The 21377-nt window shown below is 43.7% G+C and carries 20 protein-coding genes; 15 read left to right on the forward strand and 5 right to left on the reverse strand.

Annotated features, from left to right (window positions below):
* Positions 1 to 196 precede the first annotated feature (196 nt).
* The 8 genes from G541_RS10380 (at position 197) to phoU (ending at position 6990) form a co-directional block, all read left to right on the forward strand.
* Positions 197 to 343 (forward strand): hypothetical protein, encoded by a 147-nt coding sequence (locus tag G541_RS10380; RefSeq protein ID WP_155824481.1) that lies wholly within the window; start codon positions 197 to 199, stop codon positions 341 to 343.
* 84 nt (positions 344 to 427) lie between these two features.
* On the forward strand, positions 428 to 1807 hold the full coding sequence (gene nhaC / locus G541_RS0103390; RefSeq protein ID WP_009554302.1) for a Na+/H+ antiporter NhaC: 1380 nt from the start codon (positions 428 to 430) through the stop codon (positions 1805 to 1807).
* A 238-nt stretch (positions 1808 to 2045) separates the two neighbouring features.
* Positions 2046 to 2927, forward strand: a complete 882-nt coding sequence (locus tag G541_RS0103395) for a phosphate ABC transporter substrate-binding protein (protein ID WP_027826507.1) — start codon at positions 2046 to 2048, stop codon at positions 2925 to 2927.
* The gene (gene pstC, locus G541_RS0103400) at positions 2917 to 3831 is read left to right on the forward strand and encodes a phosphate ABC transporter permease subunit PstC (RefSeq protein WP_027826508.1); all 915 of its coding nucleotides are present in this window, start codon (positions 2917 to 2919) and stop codon (positions 3829 to 3831) included. The genes G541_RS0103395 and pstC overlap by 11 nt, the downstream gene beginning before the upstream one ends.
* Positions 3832 to 3880: 49 nt before the next feature.
* A complete protein-coding gene (pstA, locus tag G541_RS0103405; RefSeq protein WP_035162865.1) occupies positions 3881 to 4738 on the forward strand; it encodes a phosphate ABC transporter permease PstA in 858 nt (285 codons plus the stop codon).
* Between the two features lie 3 nt (positions 4739 to 4741).
* Entirely contained in the window at positions 4742 to 5524 is a 783-nt protein-coding gene (gene pstB / locus G541_RS0103410; RefSeq protein ID WP_027826510.1) for a phosphate ABC transporter ATP-binding protein PstB, read from the forward strand.
* A gap of 19 nt (positions 5525 to 5543) precedes the next feature.
* Complete coding sequence (gene pstB / locus G541_RS0103415) at positions 5544 to 6302, forward strand: phosphate ABC transporter ATP-binding protein PstB (protein ID WP_027826511.1); 759 nt, start codon at positions 5544 to 5546, stop codon at positions 6300 to 6302.
* Positions 6303 to 6318: 16 nt separating this feature from the next.
* Positions 6319 to 6990 carry a phosphate signaling complex protein PhoU gene (gene phoU, locus G541_RS0103420; RefSeq protein WP_027826512.1) on the forward strand — a complete coding sequence of 224 codons (672 nt, stop codon included), beginning with the start codon at positions 6319 to 6321 and terminating at the stop codon, positions 6988 to 6990.
* Between the two features lie 203 nt (positions 6991 to 7193).
* On the opposite strand, the gene G541_RS10725 is transcribed toward phoU, so the two are convergent.
* Positions 7194 to 7925, reverse strand: coding sequence for a winged helix-turn-helix transcriptional regulator (locus G541_RS10725; protein ID WP_027826513.1), 732 nt, complete (start codon positions 7923 to 7925; stop codon positions 7194 to 7196).
* A 190-nt stretch (positions 7926 to 8115) separates the two neighbouring features.
* Between G541_RS10725 and G541_RS0103430 the strand changes: the two genes are divergently transcribed.
* Positions 8116 to 9063, forward strand: a complete 948-nt coding sequence (locus G541_RS0103430) for an alpha/beta hydrolase (protein ID WP_027826514.1) — start codon at positions 8116 to 8118, stop codon at positions 9061 to 9063.
* Between the two features lie 8 nt (positions 9064 to 9071).
* On the forward strand, positions 9072 to 9695 hold the full coding sequence (locus G541_RS0103435) for an HAD-IA family hydrolase (RefSeq protein WP_027826515.1): 624 nt from the start codon (positions 9072 to 9074) through the stop codon (positions 9693 to 9695).
* A gap of 72 nt (positions 9696 to 9767) precedes the next feature.
* On the opposite strand, the gene G541_RS0103440 is transcribed toward G541_RS0103435, so the two are convergent.
* Positions 9768 to 10259: a hypothetical protein gene (locus G541_RS0103440; protein ID WP_027826516.1), complete on the reverse strand. Its 492-nt coding sequence runs from the start codon at positions 10257 to 10259 to the stop codon at positions 9768 to 9770.
* Between the two features lie 5 nt (positions 10260 to 10264).
* Positions 10265 to 11116 carry an N-acetylmuramoyl-L-alanine amidase family protein gene (locus G541_RS0103445; protein ID WP_027826517.1) on the reverse strand — a complete coding sequence of 284 codons (852 nt, stop codon included), beginning with the start codon at positions 11114 to 11116 and terminating at the stop codon, positions 10265 to 10267.
* 497 nt (positions 11117 to 11613) lie between these two features.
* Between G541_RS0103445 and hisS the strand changes: the two genes are divergently transcribed.
* The 4 genes from hisS (at position 11614) to G541_RS0103465 (ending at position 17885) form a co-directional block, all read left to right on the forward strand.
* Entirely contained in the window at positions 11614 to 12906 is a 1293-nt protein-coding gene (gene hisS, locus G541_RS0103450; RefSeq protein ID WP_027826518.1) for a histidine--tRNA ligase, read from the forward strand.
* Positions 12907 to 12924: 18 nt separating this feature from the next.
* Positions 12925 to 14691 carry an aspartate--tRNA ligase gene (gene aspS, locus G541_RS0103455; RefSeq protein WP_027826519.1) on the forward strand — a complete coding sequence of 589 codons (1767 nt, stop codon included), beginning with the start codon at positions 12925 to 12927 and terminating at the stop codon, positions 14689 to 14691.
* Positions 14692 to 14806: 115 nt separating this feature from the next.
* Entirely contained in the window at positions 14807 to 16642 is a 1836-nt protein-coding gene (lepA, locus tag G541_RS0103460) for a translation elongation factor 4 (RefSeq protein ID WP_009554332.1), read from the forward strand.
* Between the two features lie 370 nt (positions 16643 to 17012).
* A complete protein-coding gene (locus G541_RS0103465; RefSeq protein WP_027826520.1) occupies positions 17013 to 17885 on the forward strand; it encodes a YitT family protein in 873 nt (290 codons plus the stop codon).
* A gap of 871 nt (positions 17886 to 18756) precedes the next feature.
* Here G541_RS0103465 and G541_RS0103470 read toward each other — a convergent pair.
* Complete coding sequence (locus G541_RS0103470) at positions 18757 to 19557, reverse strand: pyruvate, water dikinase regulatory protein (protein WP_027826521.1); 801 nt, start codon at positions 19555 to 19557, stop codon at positions 18757 to 18759.
* Positions 19558 to 19772: 215 nt separating this feature from the next.
* Here G541_RS0103470 and G541_RS0103475 point away from each other — a divergent pair, with 215 nt between their 5' ends.
* On the forward strand, positions 19773 to 20228 hold the full coding sequence (locus tag G541_RS0103475) for a hypothetical protein (protein ID WP_051174551.1): 456 nt from the start codon (positions 19773 to 19775) through the stop codon (positions 20226 to 20228).
* A gap of 54 nt (positions 20229 to 20282) precedes the next feature.
* Here the strand turns inward: G541_RS0103475 and G541_RS09975 are convergent, their stop codons facing one another.
* Complete coding sequence (locus G541_RS09975; RefSeq protein ID WP_027826523.1) at positions 20283 to 21194, reverse strand: hypothetical protein; 912 nt, start codon at positions 21192 to 21194, stop codon at positions 20283 to 20285.
* Positions 21195 to 21377 lie beyond the last annotated feature (183 nt).

A 21377-nucleotide genomic window follows, 5' to 3' on the forward strand; every position in this document is an offset into this window, starting at 1 on the left:
CTTTCTAATGGAATGTTGTAACGACACCATTAAAGACCTTTATGGGTTTTTCTGTCCACTAAAATGTTCAACTTAAATTTTACAATCTGCCTTAAATAAAAATTGCAATTTTTTGCACTTTTAATTTAATTTTAATCAAATGGTATGGTATTATGGAAACATAACTTAATCAATGGGAAATAGAAAGAGGTGAGAAATGATGATGTTGATGATGAAAAAGCAATTAGATGTTGGTTCTTTATTGATAAATCATGTTCTTACCTCGACTCTCGTGATGAAACAGGCGCTTCAGGGTTATTTTGCTAGCAAACGATACTATCCCATCTTTATGGATGGGGAATAATTAGTATGCTCTGAATTGTTAGGCAGTTTAGGGTAAAAATAACGCAGAACAAAATAATTAAAAGTTTCACGGGGAGTGACAAATATGACAAAAGTTCGATTCAGTGAAGCAGTCACTATTTTATTGGTAATGATTGCTATTTTGGGGACCGCAGTTATTAAGTTTGGAGTTAGTCCAGAGATGCCGGTACTACTAGTGATCGCATTGGTAATCCTATGGGCCAAGTTGCGGCGGGCAAGTTGGGACGATATTCATGCGGGCATTATTGATGGGATCAACACAGCAATTATTCCTATCTTTATTTTTATCTTGATTGGGATTTTGATTGCTGTTTGGATTCAGGCGGGAATTATTCCTGCCTTGATGGTAGTAGGCTTTAAGATGATTAGCATTAAGTTCTTTGTTCCATCGGTGTTTATTGTGTGTGCCTTAGTTGGGGTTTCAATTGGGAGTGCCTTTACGACTATTTCGACAGTAGGGATCGCCTTGTTTGGAATGGGATTGACAATGCAGATTAATCCTGCTCTCGTTGCCGGGGCAGTTGTATCGGGGGCAATCTTTGGGGATAAGACCTCTCCGCTATCTGATTCAACTAACTTGGCATCTGCAATCGCTGGGGCCGATTTATTTGAGCACATCAAGAATTTAATGTGGACGACTATCCCCGCCTTTGTCATTTCATTGGTATTATTTTTCCTATTAGGCCAGGCACATCATCGTCCTGATTTTTCACGGATTCAAACGACGACCGCAATATTAGCCCACCATTTCAGTATTACCTGGTGGGCGGCTTTACCGGTAGTGTTAATGTTCTTGTGTGCTTGGATTAAGATGCCTGCAATTCCAACTTTATTTACGAATATCTTTGTGACAATCGTAATGATTTTTGTTCAAAAGCCAACAACGTCATTGTCTGACCTGGCAGCTTTAATCCAGGATGGTTTTGTTGCTCATACCCACAATGCAGCTGTGGATGCATTGCTGACCCGTGGGGGGATTGCTAGCATGATGGGAACTGTATCCTTAATCATCACAACCTTGGCACTGGGCGGACTGTTGATGCAGTTTGATGTCATTCAAATTGCCATGGAGCCCTTAATTGCGCGTTTAAAGACACCGGGAAGTCTTATCACTTGTACCATTTTAGCTGGTATCGGGGTAAACCTCTTTGTAGGGGAACAATACTTATCCGTAATTTTACCCGGGAAAGCTTTCAAATTAGCCTTTGACCGGATCGGGTTGTCACCATTGGCATTGGGACGTGCGCTCGAAGACGGAGGTAGTGTAATCAACTACTTAGTACCTTGGGGAGTAGCTGCTTCCTTTGCGGCTTCAACCCTCAATGTTTCGGTATTACATTTCTTGCCGTTTACCTTCTTTAGCCTTTTGTCACCAGTCTTTTCAATCCTATCAGGCTGGACTAAGATCGGACTGAAGTGGCAAGACACTAAAAAAACTGTATAATGATCGCGCCTCATGTTGGGACATCATGTTCTAACATGGGGTTTTATTTTGAAAATAAGATTCTTGCTGGCATTGGTAAACGACTATGCCAGTTTTTTAATGCTCAAAATAAGACGTGTAAATTATTAATTTTAAGCCTACACACGAAATTTACACAAAATTTACATAAGCACCGCATTTTAACCACAATCACTTTTTATACTTTAGTTGTTGAATAAAGATAGAATCAGGTGAGAAAATGCGGGGAAAATTAAAATTTATTATCGGCATCCTCTTAGCTATTACTGTGCTGACAGGGTGTAGCCGAAAAACCGATAAAGTGACGATTGTTGGTTCGTCTGCAATGCAGTTGTTGGCGGAACAGGCAGGAAATGATTATCGGTTGCAGCACAAAGGGGTCAATATTACCGTTCAAGGTGGGGGCTCCGGGACGGGGTTAAGCCAGGTGCAAGAACGGGCCGTAGCCATTGGCACTTCCGATATTTTTGCAGAGCAAAAGAAAGGGATCAACGCAGCGCAACTCCAGGATCATAAGATTGCGGTGATTGGAATTACCCCTATCGCCAACAAGGAGGTAGGCGTGAAAAACATTACCCGAACTAATTTACAAAAGATCTTTACGGGGAAAATCACGAATTGGAAGCAAGTCGGCGGGCATGATCTTCCGATTACGGTAATCAACCGGAGTAAAGGAAGCGGAACTCGGACAAGCTTTGAAAGTGTGATTTTACCAGGTTTAGTGCCCATCAAGGCACAAGAACAAGATTCTAACGGCGCAGTGAAAAAGATTGTTGCTTCAACACCTGGGGCAATCAGCTACATTGCTTTTCCGTATGCGGAAGGTAATGCGGTCCAAAAATTAGCCATTGACGGAATCGCACCAACGAATACCAATGTTAAACAAAACAAATGGAAGTTATGGTCTTATGAACATATGTACACCCAAAAACATCCACAAGCGCGGACCCAAGCTTTCATCAATTATATGCAAGGAACCCATGTTCAACGCGATTTGATTCCTAAATTAGGCTATATCAGTGTGCATGATATGGAATACGAACGCGATGCCCAGGGAAACGACAAGCTAGTACGGAAGGGAGGAAAGCAAGATGTCGGATAAGAAGCATACGCACACACACCAACTGCAACAAGCATCGCGAGAAACACGGCACGAATGGTATGGCAAGACCATCACTTTAGCTAGCGTAGTTGGTATCATCATTTTAGTGGTGGCAATTATTTATTTTATCGGGCAACGGGGCTTAGCTGCCTTTACGACTGACCATGTTAAAGTGACAGACTTTTTATTTTCGGCTGACTGGAATCCCTTAGATGGGAAGCAATACGTTGGGGCAGCGGCGATGATTGTGACTTCTTTTTTGGTAATGATCTTAGCCACCCTTTTAGCTGTACCGTTTGCGTTAGCATTAGGGATTTTTATGACAGAATTTACGAAAAAGCGGCTAACAAAATACCTACAAATAATGATTGAACTCTTAGCCGGAATTCCCTCAGTTGTTTATGGTTTCTTAGGGGTTACGATTATTGTGCCGGCAATCCGAACGATATTTGGCGGAGCAGGGTTTGGGATCTTAGCGGGGATCTTGGTTCTCTTTGTGATGGTTTTACCAACCATCACTTCACTAACAATTGATGCCCTCAAGGGGGTCCCCGCACAGTACCGGCAGGCATCGTTAGCCCTAGGAGCTACCTGGTGGCAAACGACATCTAAGGTCATCCTCAGGGCGGCCACTCCAGGAATTTTGACCGCAATCATTTTTGGGATGGCGCGCGCCTTTGGGGAGGCGCTAGCAGTCCAAATGGTGATTGGAAACGCAGTCTTAATGCCACATAACTTGATCAGTCCAGCGGCTACTTTAACCAGTCAGTTAACTAGTCAGTTGGGGAATACAGTTAATGGGACGTTAGCCAACAATGCTTTGTGGTCCTTAGCACTATTCTTATTACTGATGTCCCTGGCATTTAACCTAGTGGTTAGAATAATTGGAAAACGGAAGGGATGAAGCAAAAGTGAAGCGTAAAAACAATGCTAAACTACAAAATAAAATAGCTATGATTACTATTTATTGCCTGGTTGGGACTGTTTGTCTTATCCTATTAGGAATTTTGGGCTATATTCTAGGCACTGGTTTACCGCACGTATCATGGCATTTTCTGACGAGTGAGTCATCGTCTTTCCAAGCCCATGGGGGGGTTAGGGATCAATTATTTAATTCGCTCTATCTTTTAGTGTTGACGCTCATCATTTCAGTGCCAATTGCACTGGGGGCAGCGATCTATTTGACAGAGTATGCCCGGGATAACTGGCTAACCAACTTATTACGGACGATGATTGAGGTCTTGTCCTCACTTCCGTCAATCGTTGTTGGTTTATTCGGTTACTCATTGTTTGTAATTAAATTCGAGCTGAGTTTCTCAATTTTGGCAGGCGCTTTAACCCTGACTTTTTTCAACCTACCGTTGTTAACGCGCAACATTGAAGAAGCGTTGCGAACGGTTCCTGCAACGCAACGGGAAGCAGGACTGGCCCTCGGTTTGTCTTATTGGAAAACGGTTTACGGTGTCGTTCTTCCCTCGGCCTTACCAGGTATTATTACAGGAATTGTATTAAGTGCAGGTAGGATATTTGGGGAAGCAGCCGCATTGATCTATACGGCGGGGCAAAGCAATGCGACCGTTAGCTATACCGACTGGAATCCCTTTAGTCCAACGAGCTTTTTGAACGTGATGCGGCCCGCAGAAACTCTGGCCGTGCATATTTGGAAAGTTAATAGTGAGGGGTTAATCCCTGATGCGACGCTTGTCGCTAGTGCGACGGCAGCCATTTTAGTGATTGTTGTCCTGATTTTCAATGTTTCAGCGCGGGCATTAGGCAACTTTATCTATAAAAAGATCACTTCAGCGAGGTAAAACATGGAACAATATCTTACACAAATTGCGCCAGAACAGCGTAGTTTAGAAACTAAAAATTTAAATGTTTATTATGGAGGAACCATCCATAAGCTCCATGATGTGAGCTTGCAGATCCCACAAAATGCGATTACGGCCTTAATCGGGGCGTCAGGTTCAAGTAAATCAACTTTTTTACGCAGCTTGAACCGGATGAACGATAAGGTAGCAAAGGTAACTGGTCAAATAATCTATGCTGGGATTGACATCAACCACAAAGATATCAATGTCTACCAGCTGCGTAAACAGATCGGGATGGTGTTTCAGCGGCCTAATCCCTTTGCCAAGTCGATCTATGACAACATTACCTATGCATTAAAAGCTAACGGGGTTAAAGACTCCGCGGTTTTGGACCAGGCCGTTGAAGACAGTTTGCGGGCCGCTGCCCTTTGGGATGAAGTCAAAGATTCATTGCATAAAAGTGCCTTAGCATTGTCAGGGGGGCAGCAACAACGGTTATGCATTGCTCGGGCTTTAGCGATGAAACCAGATATTTTGTTGCTGGATGAGCCGGCCAGTGCCTTAGACCCGGTATCAACTGCTAAGCTGGAGGAGACGTTGAAACAGTTGCGGGATCAGTACACGATGGTAATGGTAACCCATAATATGCAGCAGGCTTCACGGATCAGTGATTATACCGCCTTTTTCCATATGGGAAATATTGTCGAATATGATAGGACAGAAAAAATTTTTACGACTCCACGGGTGACACTGACAGAACAGTACATTAACGGTAGTTTTGGTTAGACAGGAGGGAGGCACAGGGATGAGCGAAGCAATTATTGATGTTAAAGATTTAAAGGTTGCCTACGGAAAAAATGAAGTGCTCCACGGTGTTTCGTTAGCCTTTCCTGCTGGTGACTTGGTCGCACTGGTAGGGCCGTCTGGATGCGGAAAGTCAACCTTTTTACGGAGTCTTAACCGCATGAACGATGAGGTGGGCAATGTGAATATTCAAGGAACAATTAAGTTTAAGGGTCAAGATATTTATGCTGATGGCAGTGACTTGGTAGCCTTACGCAGCGCAATTGGGATGGTGTTTCAGCAACCAGTTCCTTTTCCATTTTCTATTTATGACAATGTCGCATACGGACTGCGGGTCGCTGGTTACACTGAACGAGAATATCTTGACCAGCGCGTTGAGGAAAGCCTGCGGCAAGCAGCAATCTGGGACGAAGTCAAAGACGACCTCAAAAAGAGTGCACTGGCACTTTCCGGGGGGCAACAACAACGGGTATGTATTGCCCGCCAGTTAGCGGTTCGGCCCCAGGTCATTTTGTTGGATGAACCTACCAGTGCGCTGGACCCAATTTCAAGTAGTGAAATCGAAGAAACTTTACTGACATTAAAGCGCGACTATACTTTGATTATGGTGACCCACAATCTCCAACAGGCAAGTAGAATTTCAGACAGGACAGCTTTTTTTCTTAACGGAAATCTAGTAGAATATGGCAGAACAGAGGAAATGTTTTTACGTCCGCGGCAAGAAGTAACGAGTGAATATTTGAACGGACGGTTTGGATAGGTAAAGGGGTGGCAGAATGCACGCAATTTTTTTAGAAGAGCTTGAAAAATTGAATAAACGTTTCATTGATCTGGGGTTGCAGGTGAGTGAGCAAATTTATTTAGCAACCAAGAGTTTTATTGATCATGACCGTGATTTAGCTAAACAAGTTATTGAAACGGATCAAAAGATTAATGACCGGCAGATAGCAATCGTTGAAGAATCGTTGAAACTGATTGCACTCCAGCAGCCAGTAGCGACTGATTTTCGTAAAATTATTGCCATTTCTAATGCTAGTACGGACTTGGAACGCTTGAGTGATCACGCTGAAAGTATCGCCCGAGAAACTATCCGGGTAAAGGGTGAACAGCGCATTATTCAGATTGAAACAGAAATCGAAGCGATGGCATTACAAGTCCGCCGGATGTTAGAGCAAGTTTTGGAAGCATACCTACGGGGGGACCAGGATCTGGCACGAGATATTGCCCGCCTGGATACTGAGGTCGACCGGCGTCACCATCAGCTGTACAATTTGATTGTGGGAGCGATGAAGCGCGATGCTAAGACTGTGACGGCGGATACGTCTTATTTAACGGTTATTCGTTTGTTAGAACGGATTGGAGATCACATCATTAATGTAGCTGAATGGGTTATTTATCGCGAAACAGGAAAGATTACAGAATTAGCCTTTAAAGAGGATAGCAAATAAGTGAGCAGAAATAGCCTTTTTGGCAAAGTTATCTGTGCCGTTCATGAATAAATAATAAGGCTGGTGAGGAGGCAGAATCTTCTCACCAGCCTTATTTATTTGTAAAGCAGATAACGGGGAAATCAACCACGAGGCTAGCAGCTAAGGCAACTTTGTTCTAGCTTAGCTTAACGTCTGGTTGCAGAGCCTATTTCCCCGTATTATTAAAGCTTCTTGAGAGGACCTTCAAAGGAGTAGCCGAAGCCACGGACGGTTTTGATCCAGCGCGGGTGGTCTGGATCAACTTCAATTTTGTCGCGAAGATGGGAGATATGCATATCGACAATCCGCGAGCTGCCGAGCGTATCATAGCCCCAAACTCCTTGTAGAAGTTGCTCCCGGCTCAAAACCTGATTGTGGTGCTTGATTAAATACCACAAAAGGCGGAATTCTTTAGGAGTTAACCCAATATCAGTTCCATTATGGGTGACCCGGTAATGATCCCGATCAATCAATAAGTGTTCCAAATAATACCCCCGTTTAGGGGTAGTTTCTGCGGTCAGATTCGCAGTGACTAGTTTATCACCTGCAAACCAGAGTTGCTGGAGAAGTTGAGCAAAAATGACGCAGTAGTCTAAGGGCTTGCAAAAATAACCATTGATCAAGGCTTGTGTGTAAAGTTCATAAGCATGTTCAGGATCGGTTTTCGTTGTAAGGGCAAAGATGGGACGGCGAAAATCTTGGCGTACTTGCTTGATCAAAGCAATATCTTGTTGATAATCCTGCAAAACATCCATATCCCAAAAGATTGCAGTGATTTTTTTCTCTTTTAAAAGGGTTGGCACTTCAGCAGGATCCATAACGTTTTGAATGATCCATCCTTCTTCATTGAAAAAAGTGTTGAACTCAATGAAGATTTCAAGATTTTTAGTTAGCAAAAGAATCCGGTTGGACATCCTTATCCCTCCTCAGCCAAATTACATATATATTTTAGCAAACCAAATAGATCTTCACCAAGTTCAAAGCGCTTCCTAAATAAACAAATTTATCGGCAACAATAATGCGAAAAAGTCCCTGAACATACTGGCAATTAAGTACATAATCGTATATCGTAAATGGTAAGAAAAGTAGGAAAGAAGGATGCTTATGGACAAAATTTCATTGGAGCCAGCTGTTAGGACATTGTGCAGTGATGAGCGCCGACGCTTTATTCCCACAACAATTGGCATCCGTGCGCTACGTAAACGCCTGCAGATGCAGCAAGAAGGGCCGGTCTACCAGCATCCTGCTTCTTTTACAACCAAAAAGGTAGTGGTGCCAGGAAGAACCGAACCCCTAAATATTCATTTTGTTTATCCACGGCAGCCTGCAACAACTCAACTCCCGGTATTATTTTATATCCATGGGGGACAGTTCATCACAGGTGACCTCCAAGTTTACAATAAGTTCATTCGGGAACTGGCAGTGAGAGCACAAGTAATGGTAGTTTTTCCCGAATACAGTTTAGCTCCTGAAGCACAGGCCCCTGATCAGATTAAGCAACTGCAACACGCCTTAGCTGCTTTACCTCAATTCGGCGAGGAATTTAACCTTGATTTAGAGCGGGTGATTATTGGGGCAGATGATGTGGGAGCTAAATTTGCTGCCCAATTAATTGCTGATCCGGGTATAAAGAAAGTTGCAATATACAAAATGGCATGGATTTGCCCGGTAACCAATTATAATTTTGACACAGCATCTTATTATGAATTTGCTGGTGGATATGATCTAACCAGGGAACAGATGAAATTTGCTTGGCGCCAATATCTAGGGCAGTTAACGGAGCAGCTACCATTGCGGGAAATGCCACTGCGCTATTCTTCTGAACTCTTAGCGACTTTTCCAGAAACATTGATTATTACCGCTGAAGCTGACGTTGTTCGGGATGAAGGGGAAGCAATGGCCCGCAAGATGCGGGATGCAGGAGTTTCGGTAGCCCAAATCAGGATGCAAGGAACCATTCATAATTTTGTAATATACAATGAACTTGATATTACCAGTTCTTGTCGCTTGGCGATGAATGTTTTGGTTGATTGGATTAAAAAGAGAGGGTGAAAAAACGGATGCAATATCGTGATTATTTCTGGGACTTTGATGGGAATTTGTATAATACATATCCTGTGATGACAACAGCCCTCCACCAAACTTTGGCTACTTGGGGGTTAGATGTTACAGAGGCTGAATTATACCATGCGATGCGGCGGACATCAGTGGGGCAAACAATCAGATCGTATGCCCAGCAAGTACCGGTAACGGCAACCACAATTAGGCAAAAATATGCCACCATTGAAGCACCACAAATTGGGCAAGCCCGACCATTTCCCTATGTTAGGGAGGTATGCCAAGCGGTAGTCCAGGCTGGTGGCCGTAACTTTTTGTTGACCCACCGTAATCAAGTCGCTAAGCAACTGTTAACCCGGGATCACTTGGTACAGTATTTTACAGACTTTGTAACAGGTGATGATGACTTCCCGCGTAAGCCAGACCCGGCTTCGTTGAATTACTTATGTACTAAGCATAATGTGGACCGCCATGCAGCGGTAATGGTAGGGGATCGGACATTAGATGTTGAAGCAGGTCACAATGCTGGTTTAGCAGGAATCTTGTTTGATTTTGATGACCTCATCGCAGACCATACAACTGCAGACCAGGTTATACACTGCTTCCGGGAATTGTTGGTGAATTAAAAAAGCAAATATTCATGCCATTATAGGGCAAAAAAGCCGGGTTAAATCCTTTGATTTAGCCCGGCTTTCATATTATTTTCTCTTAGCTAGTGTGCTCGCTTGCTTAATATTTTTCGGATTGGCTGCAACAGTTGAATAGGGGCCGGCAGCGATCAGGCGACCGTGGTCGTGCGTCAAAGCAAAGACATAGGTCTTATTAACGAGTGGAAATTGGTCGTTATGATAAAGATAGACACTCCCAGTTTGGGGATTGCGACCACCTTTTTTAGCAATAATTACGCTCTGTGGTAGTTTTGTGGCAGTGAGGTTTTGCTTAACCCGTAAGCGAAAAACAGTGGTTGGAATGCCCTTGGAGGTGGTGGTTTTAACTTGTTGTTTGACCTGGGCGACTAGCAAAACATCAGCGTGCTGAAACTTACTTTGCTGACTTATTTTGGGGCTACTTAGGTACTTGGTTTGCGGACGGCTACGCGTATAGATTGTCATCCCAGTGATCACTACCAGCAAAACTAATGCACCGATTAAACCATATAAGAAATAGCGTTGCTTTTTACGTGTATCCATTATTCCTACTCCTGTTCAAAAAATTTGGCGATTCCAGTAGTCATTTCTGTTGTAACTTGGTCTTGGTAGGTAGTTGACCTGATTTTTTTGAAATCTTTTTTAGTATTGATATAACCCAATTCATTGAGAACGGCAGGGACGGTATTGTCCCGAATTACTAGGTAGTCTCCAAATTCAACCCCTTTATTATCTAACCCGTGGGGGTTGAGACTACTATTAATATCTTTGGCTAAACGATAAGAAGCTCCTTGGTGATAATAATAAGTAGTAAAACCTGATCCTTGGTTTTCGTCTGGCGAAGAATCAAAGTGGAAGCTGATGAAGGCATCGGCATGGACCCGTTCAGCTAAAGCAGGGCGGGCGGCCAAGCCAACAAAAGAGTCATTCTTACGGGTCATATAAACCTTGGCTCCCTGGGCTTCGAGTTTATCAGCCAGTTTTTGCGCAAAAATCAGAGTATATTTTTTTTCTTGCTTACCACTGATCGAGAGGGCCCCTGAATCACTACCACCGTGCCCAGCGTCAATTACAATAGTAGCCTGAGAAAGTTTAGTGACGGGGTTAGGTTGTGAAAAATACCAATCAGCAATCCAGCCTGTTTTATGGTCAGGCGTTCGGACCTGTTTCCAGTGATATTTGCTCCGGATAACTGCTACCCGGGCGTTAGGTTGGAGGGAAGTGATTTTTTTGTATTCAATCCCTGGACCAGAGCGCACATTAACTGCCTGGGTTACCACTTGCTTATGGGTATAAAGATACGTTCTTCCCCCTACAACCACGAGGAGGATTACGATGATTCCCCAAAGAACTTTGAGATGGTTGGGGATAGTCTTATCAAAATGACGCGCGTGTTTCATTATCAATCAGCCTCTAAAATCAAATTCTAATAAATATTGTAACAAAGTTAAGCCGGCAAACTCTAGCTATTATTATACGCAGACTTAAATGCTATATAAAAAACAATTAAAACGGACGGCACACTTTTTAGGGTTCAAGAAGAGCCTGCCGGTTACCGAGTGAGCGAATAAGCCTAAAACTTTTGCGGAAATTCATAGGTGTGGCTTGACTTTGCAATATGAGCAAAGTATTCTTAAATAAAGAATATTGAACCGGAAATGAGAGATGAGTAGGTGGCTGAAAGCCTTTAGCGAGTGAACGTTGGTGGGAGGTTCATGGTGATAGGTCATTGAAGACACTTTCTAGGTGCATACTTGTTGAAAGTATGCCGTCAGCGACGTTACCCTGAAGAAAAAAGTTAAGGTGGTACCGTGCAGTTTGCGCCCTTGCTGGTCGTTTTGAGACTAGTGAGGGCTTTTTTATTCCGGCGTTAAAGCATAAGGAGGAACTGGTTATTATGAAGAGATATCAACGACCTAAGGGAACAGCCGACATTGTCCCTGGGGAATCCGAAAAATGGCAATATGTTGAAGCCAAAGCCCGGGAGGTGTTTGCCCACTACCGTTATCATGAAATTCGCACACCTATTTTTGAAAATTATGACGTGTTTGCGCGGACATCCGGGGATACATCTGACATTGTTACCAAGGAAATGTATGATTTCCACGATAAAGGTGACCGCCACGTTGCCCTGCGTCCGGAAGGAACAGCTGGTGTTGTTCGGGCTTTCATCGAAAATAAATTCTTTGGCCCAGAAGTACCGAAGCCATTCAAGGTGTTCTACATGGGACCAATGTTTCGCTATGAACGGCCCCAGTCCGGTCGGATGCGACAATTTCATCAAATTGGGGTTGAAGCATTTGGGTCTGATGCCCCAGCTTTGGATGTTGAAGTTATTGCAATGGCAGTTGATTACCTCAAACAGTTAGGTTTAACTGACCTCAAAGTGACGATCAACAGTTTGGGTGATGCTGAATCGCGGGCAGCTTACCGGCAAGCTTTGTTAGATTATTTAGAACCATTAGCTGAACAATTAAGTCCAGATTCACAGGCGCGGTTACACAAAAACCCCTTGCGGATTTTGGATAGTAAGGATGATCAAGATCAAGACATCATTGCCCATGCCCCGTCAATTCTTGACTACCTCACACCGGCTGCAACTGAACACTTGACAGTTGTTAAGCAGTTATTGGACCAACTGGGAATCGAATATGTAATTGATTCTGAGATGGTCCGGGGGTTGGACTACTACAACCACACTATTTTTGAAATCATGAGTAACTCGCAAGCCTTTGGTGGCAAGTGGACAACTGTTTGTGCCGGGGGTCGTTACAGTGGCTTAGTAGCGGAACTAGGCGGTCCCGATATTGCTGGGGTTGGCTTCGGTTTAGGAGTTGAACGGTTGTTATTGGTATTAGAAGCAGAAGACAAGCAGTTAACTGCGCCAGATCCATTAGATGCTTATGTTGTTGGTATTGGCAACAGCGCTGAAGTCAACACTGCGTCATTGGTTGTAGTGCAAGCACTACGGCAGCAAGGATACAATGCTGAACGGGATTATTTGAACAAAAAGCCTAAGGCCCAGTTCAAAACCGCTAATAAACTAGGGGCCCGTTATACTGTAACTATTGGCGAAGCCGAATTAGCTAACCACCAGGTGAACGTTAAGGATATGGTTGCCAACCAAGAAATCACTGTGCCGTTGGCTACTATCACAAACGATTTTAAGAGCATTAGTGCCAAGTTTTAGTTAAGAAGGAGAAGTACTATGAAACGAACAACATACTGTGGCTTAGTCGATGAGTCATATATTGGTCAAGAAGTAACCCTCAAGGGTTGGGTGCAAAAACGACGGAGCTTGGGGAACCTGATTTTCGTTGACTTGCGGGACATTGATGGAATTGTCCAACTAGTATTTAGCCAGGAATTTGGTCCTGATGCACTTGCAGTTGCTGAAAAATTACGGAGTGAATATGTGATTGAAGCTCACGGCCGGGTAGTAGCCCGGGGCGAAGGGGCGATCAATCCTGACATGAAGACAGGGAAAGTTGAAGTTGAAGTTACTGCTGTCACTGTATTGAATGAAGCTAAGGTAACACCATTTAACATTCAAGATGATATTGATGCTTCTGATGACCTGCGGTTGAAATACCGTTACTTAGATTTACGGCGGCCAGAAATGCAAAAGGGATTATTGATTCGGAACCGGATCACCCAGGCGGTTCACAGTTACTTAGATGAAAATCACTTTATTGATATTGAAACCCCGAACTTGACCCGGTCTACTCCGGAAGGGGCGCGGGATTATTTGGTACCATCGCGGGTATATCCAGGTACATTCTATGCCTTACCTCAATCACCACAGTTGTTTAAGCAATTGCTGATGGGGGCAGGGTTTGACCGGTATTATCAAATTGCCCGTTGTTTCCGGGATGAAGACTTGCGGGGGGACCGGCAACCAGAATTCACTCAGATCGATATGGAAACTTCCTTCATGGACCAAGATGAAATTATGGAAATGACGGAAGGTTTATTGAAGCGGGTCATGAAAGAAGCAGTTAACTATGATTTAGCTGATCCAATTCCGCGGATTACTTGGGATGAAGCTATGGACCGCTTTGGTTCAGATAAACCAGATATCCGGTTTGACATGGAGCTCAAAGATGTTGCAGCTGCCGTTCAAGGTGCTGGTTTCCGGGTCTTTGATGCCACATTAGATAATGGTGGTCAGGTCAAAGCGATTGCGGTTCCTGGTGGTGCTGACCACTACTCCCGTAAGAAGATTGAAGAAAAGCAAGAATACATCAAGCGGTTTGGGGCTAAGGGCCTAGCCTGGATAAAAGTTACTGCTGACGGTTTCTCCGGTCCAATCGCTAAGTTCTTTGCTGATGATCGGGTAGCTGCGATTAAAGAAGCTACTGGTGCCCAAGTTGGTGACTTGTTATTGTTTGTTGCCGACAGTCGCAAAGTGGTTGCGGATGCACTGGGTTATTTGCGGACAAGCATTGCCAAGGAATTGGGCATGATTGATGAATCAAAGTTTGCTTTTGTTTGGGTAGTAGATTGGCCATTGTTTGAATACAGTGAAGACTTCCAACGTTATATTGCTGCCCACCACCCGTTCACTATGCCAAATGAAGAAGATATCCCGCTGTTGGCTACTGATCCCCACAAGTGCCATGCCCAAAGTTACGATATCGTATTGAATGGGTATGAGCTGGGGGGCGGTTCAATCCGTATTCATAAGCGTGAGATCCAAGAAGCAATGTTCAAGGCTTTAGGGTTCACTAAGGAAAAGGCTGCTGACCGCTTTGGTTGGTTTATGGACGCGTTGGACTACGGCTTCCCTCCGCATGGTGGTTTGGCTATCGGCTTGGATCGGTTTGCGATGCTGTTGTCCCATAAGGAAAATATTCGGGAAGTAATTGCCTTCCCTAAGAATTCCAAGGCAACTGAACCATTGACCCATGCGCCAAGTGAAGTTGATCCTAAGCAATTAGACGAATTGCACATCGCTACAGTTGAACAAGACTAAAAGATAAAAGTCGGCTGCGAGCCGGCTTTTTCTATATCATTATGGGGATAGTTGCTAGCAAATTAGCACCATATTATAATAGAGAATAGAATTTATGAGAAAGTAGGAATTCTGGATGGATTTAAAAGAAATGCAGGATCGCCAGCAACATACACGTAATTTTTCGATAGTGGCACACATTGATCATGGTAAATCAACGCTTGCCGATCGAATTTTGGAACTAACTGATACTGTTTCAAAACGGGAAATGAAAAACCAATTATTGGATTCGATGGACCTGGAACGGGAACGGGGAATCACGATCAAGCTCAACGCCGTGGAACTGCACTATCAAGCTAAAGATGGAGAAACGTATATTTTCCACTTGATTGATACTCCCGGTCACGTCGATTTCACGTATGAAGTATCCCGGTCACTGGCAGCGTGTGAAGGGGCTGTATTGGTAGTTGATGCTGCGCAAGGGGTTGAAGCCCAAACTTTGGCCAATGTGTACTTGGCATTGGATGATGATTTGGAAATCTTACCGGTTATCAACAAGATTGACCTGCCTTCAGCCCAACCAGAGGTCGTCAAGCAAGAAATCGAAGACGTGATTGGCCTCGATGGGGATGACGCTGTTTGCACCAGTGCGAAGACAGGAATGGGGGTCGATGAATTACTCGAGAAAATCGTCCAAGAAGTCCCAGCTCCAAGTGGGGACCTTGAAGCGCCCCTAAAAGCGTTGATCTTTGATTCGATCTATGATGATTACCGTGGTGTGGTTCTCAGTGTTCGGGTCGTTGATGGGACAGTTAAGGCCGGCGATCGGATTAAGTTGATGAACAGTGGGGCAGAATACGAAGTAACTGAAGTTGGGGTGAACTCACCTAAGCCACTGAAACGGGACATCTTGATTGCAGGGGATGTTGGTTATATCACTGCTAGTATCAAGGATATCCAAGATACCCGGGTGGGGGATACGGTTACTAATGCGGACCACCCAACAGATAAGCCGTTAGCTGGTTACCGCGAAATGAACCCTATGGTATATGCTGGGCTGTACCCAACTGACAACGCTAAATACAATGATTTACGGGAAGCATTGGAGAAATTACAGTTAAACGATGCGGCCTTAGAATTTGAACCGGAAACTTCTCAGGCCCTAGGCTTTGGGTTCCGGTGTGGGTTCTTGGGGTTGCTGCATATGGATGTGATCCAGGAACGTTTGGAAAGAGAATTCAACATGGACTTGATTACCACTGCTCCTTCGGTAACCTACGATGTTGAACTAACCAACGGCGAGCATAAACAAGTATCGAATCCATCAGAAATGCCTGAAGTTTCTGCTATTAGGGAGATCAATGAACCGGTTGTGAAGGCAACTATTATGGTGCCGAACGATTATGTAGGGCCAGTTATGGAACTGTGCCAGCGTAAGCGGGGTGTTTTCGATACGATGGAATACTTAGATGACTCCCGGGTCAATGTGATCTACCATATTCCATTGTCAGAAATTATTTTTGATTTCTTTGATAAGTTGAAGTCTGGAACCCGGGGATATGCTTCGTTGGACTACGAATTGGATGGCTATCGGCCAAGCGATCTGGTCAAGATCGACATTTTACTCAATTCCGACAAAGTGGATGCTTTGAGTTTTATTTCTCACCGGCAATTTGCCCAGGAACGGGCTCGGGTGATCACACGGAAACTCAAGGATATTATTCCGCGGCAAAACTTTGAAATTCCAATCCAAGCAGCGATTGGAGCCAAGATTATTTCACGAACTAATATCAAGGCTTACCGGAAGGATGTTACTGCGCGGATCCATACGGGGGACCCTGACCGGCGGGCCAAGCTTTTAGATAAGCAAAAACGGGGGAAGAAGCGGATGAAGGCTGTGGGGACTGTTGAAGTGCCACAGGCGGCCTTTATGGCAGTTCTCAAGACAGACGAAGAAATTGAAGGACGTTAGTTCGTGATGAACTAACAGAAAGTAAGCGGAAAATAATTTTGTAGCCAGCCGTTGCACTAAGCGCGGATGATAGTTGCGCAAAATGCGACGGTCTTTGCGCGTACTTAGACTAGATTTTTAGTTATTTTCCCTGTTATCTGTGAAACATTATTAGTCAATAAAGATCGAAGCTGGTGAAAAGATGCTGTTTTCTCACCGGCTTTTTGTATAGCTTCGGACCATAATAGAACTTGAAGCTGGGGCTAAATTAGCAATTCGATTAGAAAAAAATTTAGATTTAAAGTGAACGGGGAATTGCACTTTTATAATTGTTGGTTCCATGTTAGAATAACGGAATTAAAAGGAATTATCGGTTTAAGGAGATATACAAATGGATGAACTCCAGAAGATTTGGAAAAGACACCAGCTGGTTGCGCGCGCTTCGACAGCCTTTATTTATGGGATTTTAGTGGCGATTGCCATGAACTTTTTTTGGGACCCGGGGAAGATTTATTCTTCGGGGATCACAGGGTTAGCACAGTTGATTGCAACATTAACCGCCCATACCCCGATTCACCTCTCAGCAGCCCTGATGTTGTTTGTGTTGAATGTTCCTCTTTTTGTCCTATCATGGCGGGCAATTGGCCACCGGTTTACGTTCTTTACTATTTTGGCAGTTGTGTTCTCAAGTATTATGATCAAAACGATTCATCCGGTTACCCTGACTAATGATCCAATCATCTGTGCGATCTTTGGTGGGGCGGTAAACGGCTTTGGGACCGGGACTTGTCTCAAGAATGGGATCTCGACTGGGGGATTGGATATTTTAGGTTTGACCCTACGGAAGCGAACGGGAAAAAGTATTGGGACCATTAATATCATTTTTAATGCTTTTATCGTTTTATCAGCTGGGGCAATGTACGGCTGGCCGCACGCCTTTTATTCGGCTATTGGTTTGATCGTCAACGCTAAGGTAATTGACATGGTTTATACCCAGCAACAAAAGATGCAGGTCATGATTGTCACGACACGGCCCAACAGTGTGATTGACTGTATTCAAAACCATATTCGGCGTGGAATTACCATTGTTCATGGTGCTGAAGGGGCATACCGGCATGACAAGAAGACAATCCTGTTTACGGTTGTTTCACGGTATGAACAATATGAATTAAAAAAGGCAATGCAGGAGTCTGATCCGCATGCCTTTGTAAGTATTACTGAAAATGTCCATATTATGGGACATTTCTATGAACCGGAACCATAGGAGTACATAGTTTTTGCCTCCCGGTATTTTAGGCTCAGCAATAAAAGCCCAGTACGATAATTTATAAAAAATTAGCAAGGGAGTGTCCTACACTATTAGTCAGTCTAATATTTGTAGGGCATTTTTTGTGTGGTGAAAATATTCGGATTAAAGGCATGGCCTGCATGTGGTGCCGTGGTCTGGAAGGTCTCGACCATATGCTGGATGATATAATTGGGATAGAAAAATTAAAAGGAAAATAGCTGATAATAATATTATTTAAACTACCAGATAAATGTTTCATATCGTATAATCTCAACGATTATAAACTGATTCAATGCACCCCTAAATAGGAGGAAAACCATGTTTGGCTTGACTAATGATGAATTAGAATTTTTAAAAAATGCAGTGATAATATAAAAACACTAATAGATAACAAAAATCTTGACGAGTTACAAACTGAGATAGCCTGGTACTTAACAAGCGAAGACTGCATGTATTATGATGAAGATGGAGAAAACTGGTACACTAAAAAAGGTAAATATGTTCAAGATCTATATGATAAAATAATTGATTGGAAATATGATATAAAAAATTAATTACAACAATGTTTTGGCATTCAATCAAAGTTAATTTGGTTGAATGCTATTTTTATACTCCATCAATACGGTCGGAAAATTTCACTTTGGACAACAAACACACGGCAAATAGTAAAATATGTGTTTGTTTCAAAGGATGAACATTGATTTAACAAGGTTTTGTCTTTGCGCCAATATATAAATATGTCGTGTGCGGGCGGAAAAACGAGCATCGCATAAAATTTACAAAGCCAATTTTTGAAAGAAAAAACCACGCAAAAATGCGTGGCAACAATTCTCTTCCTCAAATAGTATTAGTTATCGCCTTTACCGAGCGATTCTAAAATGAGGGTAGCAGTTTCTTCGATTGATTTTTGAGCAGTATTGATCACTAAGCAGCCCAGTTTACGATAAAGCTGGTTAGCATTATTAAGTTCATCACGGACCTGTGCCATGCTGGAATAGTTGGAGTCTGGATCCAAACCGTAAGCAATCATCCGTTCGCGCCGGTATTTGTTGAGCACTTCAGGAGTGGTGGTTAAACCAATAATTTTGGCTGGATCAACCCGGTAAATTTCATCAGGAATGCGGGTTTTAGGTACCAGGGGTAAGTTAGCGACCTTATAGCCAAGGTTAGCCAGGTACAAAGATAACGGGGTCTTGGAAGTCCGTGACACCCCAAGCAAGACGATATCGGCTTTGAGGAAACCAGATGGGTCCTTACCGTCATCGTATTCGACAGCGAACTCCATTGCTTTGATCTTGTCGAAATACTTACTGTTCATGTTGTGGTTGATCCCTGCTTCTTCGATTGGCTCATGGTGGGTCACTTCGGAAAGAGTTTTGATCAGGTTAACCATGGCATCGATGTGGGGCATATTGTGGTCTGCACAGAACTTTAGGGCAAACTCGGCCAATTGGGAGTTGGCAAAAGTATAGACAATAACGGCTTGTTCCCGTTTACCTTTTTTCAAGATCCCTTGGAGCAATGACTCTGTACGTGTCAGTGGGTAGCGTTCGATTTTGAACTCATCATTTGGAAATTGCACAACAGCAGCCTGCACCAATCCGTTACCAGTTACCCCGAGTGAGTCGGAGATAATGTAAATTTTCATAGCGGATTCCCCCTAGAAATATATTGATGAATAATCCACCTAACCCTGCTAGGTTATATGGATTGAGCGTTTTATATCAGTCAGGATATGAAAACGATTTTACAATTTAATAATACCATTCGCACCCCAAAAAGAAAAAAGGTAAATTATTGGTGATGACACCCGGGGGCTCCTGCTGTACAATATGACCAATAATTTGGTGCGAGGTGAGATAGATGCGGCGCATAGGTATCTTTTGGCGGTGGAGTTGTTATTGGCTGACGGGGACTTGGGCCTTGGTAATTATTTTCCTGTATCAAGGATGGTTACGGTTAGATCCGTGGCAGTATGTGTTTACTCCGGTCCAGCTTTACCTGGGGGTCAACTGGCTTTTGTTACCATTTTTTCGCTACTGCCATCCAGGGTGGTTTATTGCCCCTACGGATGATTTCAAATCCAATAAGACCCGGGCTCTGGAGAATTATCACCGTGACTTAGCACAGCATGCGACCCATAAAAAATGGTCTGTCAACGGGACTAACCTCAATCCGTATGAGTATACTTCGCCGTATACGATGGCATATGATAATTCGCTAGCTTGGACATATAGTTTGGCGAAAGCTTTAGTGGTGAGTGGTTTCTTTCTTGTCCTAAGCCCCGTGTTTTATCTACGGGGATATTTAAAAAAGTAAATAAAAAATCGAGGCTGGTGGGAAAGTAGGACTTTCTTCCAGCCTCATTTGGTATTAAGGTAGAAAAACGATTTGGGCAGGCGCAAAGTAAGTCAGGAACTGCTGTTGATCAGCTGGGCCAAGCTGCTGGGGTTGGACCGCCAGTTGGTTTAAGAGGTCGGGGCTTATTTGCTGGCGGAAGTCCCAGTCGGGTTGGGTAGTTACTTGGACTAGATTAGCAGTTGGTTCAGCGATGTTTTCAGGTGCAACAAAGGAATGGGCCTGGTAGTAAGCAATAACCGGTGCGAATTGGGGCTGCCAGCTAACATTAAAGTGATGTTGCTGAGCAGTTTTGGCTAGTTGCAGGACTTGGTCAATCTTCCAGGGATTGATCGCAAAGGTTGTGGTGGTTGTAGTGGCTGCTAACAGCTTGGTAAGGTGCTTTTGCCAGCCCCGGTAGGTCATTAGGGGTGTTGGCTCATTACTAAACATGGACTGCCCTAAGAGTAGGTGGCTGATGTTGCTGGCTTTTAACCATTTTTTCCATTTTTTGATGCGCTTATTATGGATTCCTCCTTGGTCAAAACGGAAACAATAGCCAATTTTTTGCTGGTCAGGTCCGGTCAACAAGAGTACCAGGGCCCCGTAGAGTCCGTCTTCATTAGCCTTGGCCGTGATGGTCCACCCATCATGGTAGAGAGGATAGGTGTAGGGGATGATTTTTAGGTGGTGCTTGAGTGGGGGCAGAAGGTCGGTGGCGGCTAGCTTTTGGAGGAGGGTAAACAACTCTTGGGAAATGTACAGGGAGCAAGGCAAGGGCTGGGGATCAAAGAGCACACTATTAGTTGTTAAACTAGTGATGATGATCAACTTAGCTTGGGAGCAGTCAGCGCCCTGTTGGGGATCAAGGATGATCTGCCCAGTCGGAGTGGTGATGGTGGTCCCTTGCGGGGTGGAAAAAATATCAGGAGTGATTGTTTGTTTCATAAGTAAAACCTCGAAAAAATAATTTACTTCTAGTCTACCAAAAATAATTGGGATCGACCTGGAGAAACTAGTAACTACCATGACGATCCTGAAAGTGGTACTTAAGATAATGCTACGCTGTTAATCGCTTCTTTTTTGATGTAATTAATGGTATTAATAGGGATTAGTTATGAATCATATTTG

Origin of the sequence: Ligilactobacillus saerimneri DSM 16049 (assembly GCF_000423265.1) — a bacterium.
In the GTDB taxonomy this organism is placed as follows: domain Bacteria; phylum Bacillota; class Bacilli; order Lactobacillales; family Lactobacillaceae; genus Ligilactobacillus; species Ligilactobacillus saerimneri.

Excerpts from the sequence above, each read along its gene's own strand:
- G541_RS10380 (WP_155824481.1), top strand. The coding sequence starts at position 197 with ATGATGATGTTGATGATGAAAAAGCAATTAGATGTTGGTTCTTTATTG.
- nhaC (WP_009554302.1), top strand. The coding sequence starts at position 428 with ATGACAAAAGTTCGATTCAGTGAAGCAGTCACTATTTTATTGGTAATG.
- G541_RS0103395 (WP_027826507.1), top strand. The coding sequence starts at position 2,046 with ATGCGGGGAAAATTAAAATTTATTATCGGCATCCTCTTAGCTATTACT.
- pstC (WP_027826508.1), top strand. The coding sequence starts at position 2,917 with ATGTCGGATAAGAAGCATACGCACACACACCAACTGCAACAAGCATCG.
- pstA (WP_035162865.1), top strand. The coding sequence starts at position 3,881 with ATGATTACTATTTATTGCCTGGTTGGGACTGTTTGTCTTATCCTATTA.
- pstB (WP_027826510.1), top strand. The coding sequence starts at position 4,742 with ATGGAACAATATCTTACACAAATTGCGCCAGAACAGCGTAGTTTAGAA.
- pstB (WP_027826511.1), top strand. The coding sequence starts at position 5,544 with ATGAGCGAAGCAATTATTGATGTTAAAGATTTAAAGGTTGCCTACGGA.
- phoU (WP_027826512.1), top strand. The coding sequence starts at position 6,319 with ATGCACGCAATTTTTTTAGAAGAGCTTGAAAAATTGAATAAACGTTTC.
- G541_RS10725 (WP_027826513.1), bottom strand. The coding sequence starts at position 7,925 with ATGTCCAACCGGATTCTTTTGCTAACTAAAAATCTTGAAATCTTCATT.
- G541_RS0103430 (WP_027826514.1), top strand. The coding sequence starts at position 8,116 with ATGGACAAAATTTCATTGGAGCCAGCTGTTAGGACATTGTGCAGTGAT.
- G541_RS0103435 (WP_027826515.1), top strand. The coding sequence starts at position 9,072 with ATGCAATATCGTGATTATTTCTGGGACTTTGATGGGAATTTGTATAAT.
- G541_RS0103440 (WP_027826516.1), bottom strand. The coding sequence starts at position 10,259 with ATGGATACACGTAAAAAGCAACGCTATTTCTTATATGGTTTAATCGGT.
- G541_RS0103445 (WP_027826517.1), bottom strand. The coding sequence starts at position 11,116 with ATGAAACACGCGCGTCATTTTGATAAGACTATCCCCAACCATCTCAAA.
- hisS (WP_027826518.1), top strand. The coding sequence starts at position 11,614 with ATGAAGAGATATCAACGACCTAAGGGAACAGCCGACATTGTCCCTGGG.
- aspS (WP_027826519.1), top strand. The coding sequence starts at position 12,925 with ATGAAACGAACAACATACTGTGGCTTAGTCGATGAGTCATATATTGGT.
- lepA (WP_009554332.1), top strand. The coding sequence starts at position 14,807 with ATGGATTTAAAAGAAATGCAGGATCGCCAGCAACATACACGTAATTTT.
- G541_RS0103465 (WP_027826520.1), top strand. The coding sequence starts at position 17,013 with ATGGATGAACTCCAGAAGATTTGGAAAAGACACCAGCTGGTTGCGCGC.
- G541_RS0103470 (WP_027826521.1), bottom strand. The coding sequence starts at position 19,557 with ATGAAAATTTACATTATCTCCGACTCACTCGGGGTAACTGGTAACGGA.
- G541_RS0103475 (WP_051174551.1), top strand. The coding sequence starts at position 19,773 with ATGCGGCGCATAGGTATCTTTTGGCGGTGGAGTTGTTATTGGCTGACG.
- G541_RS09975 (WP_027826523.1), bottom strand. The coding sequence starts at position 21,194 with ATGAAACAAACAATCACTCCTGATATTTTTTCCACCCCGCAAGGGACC.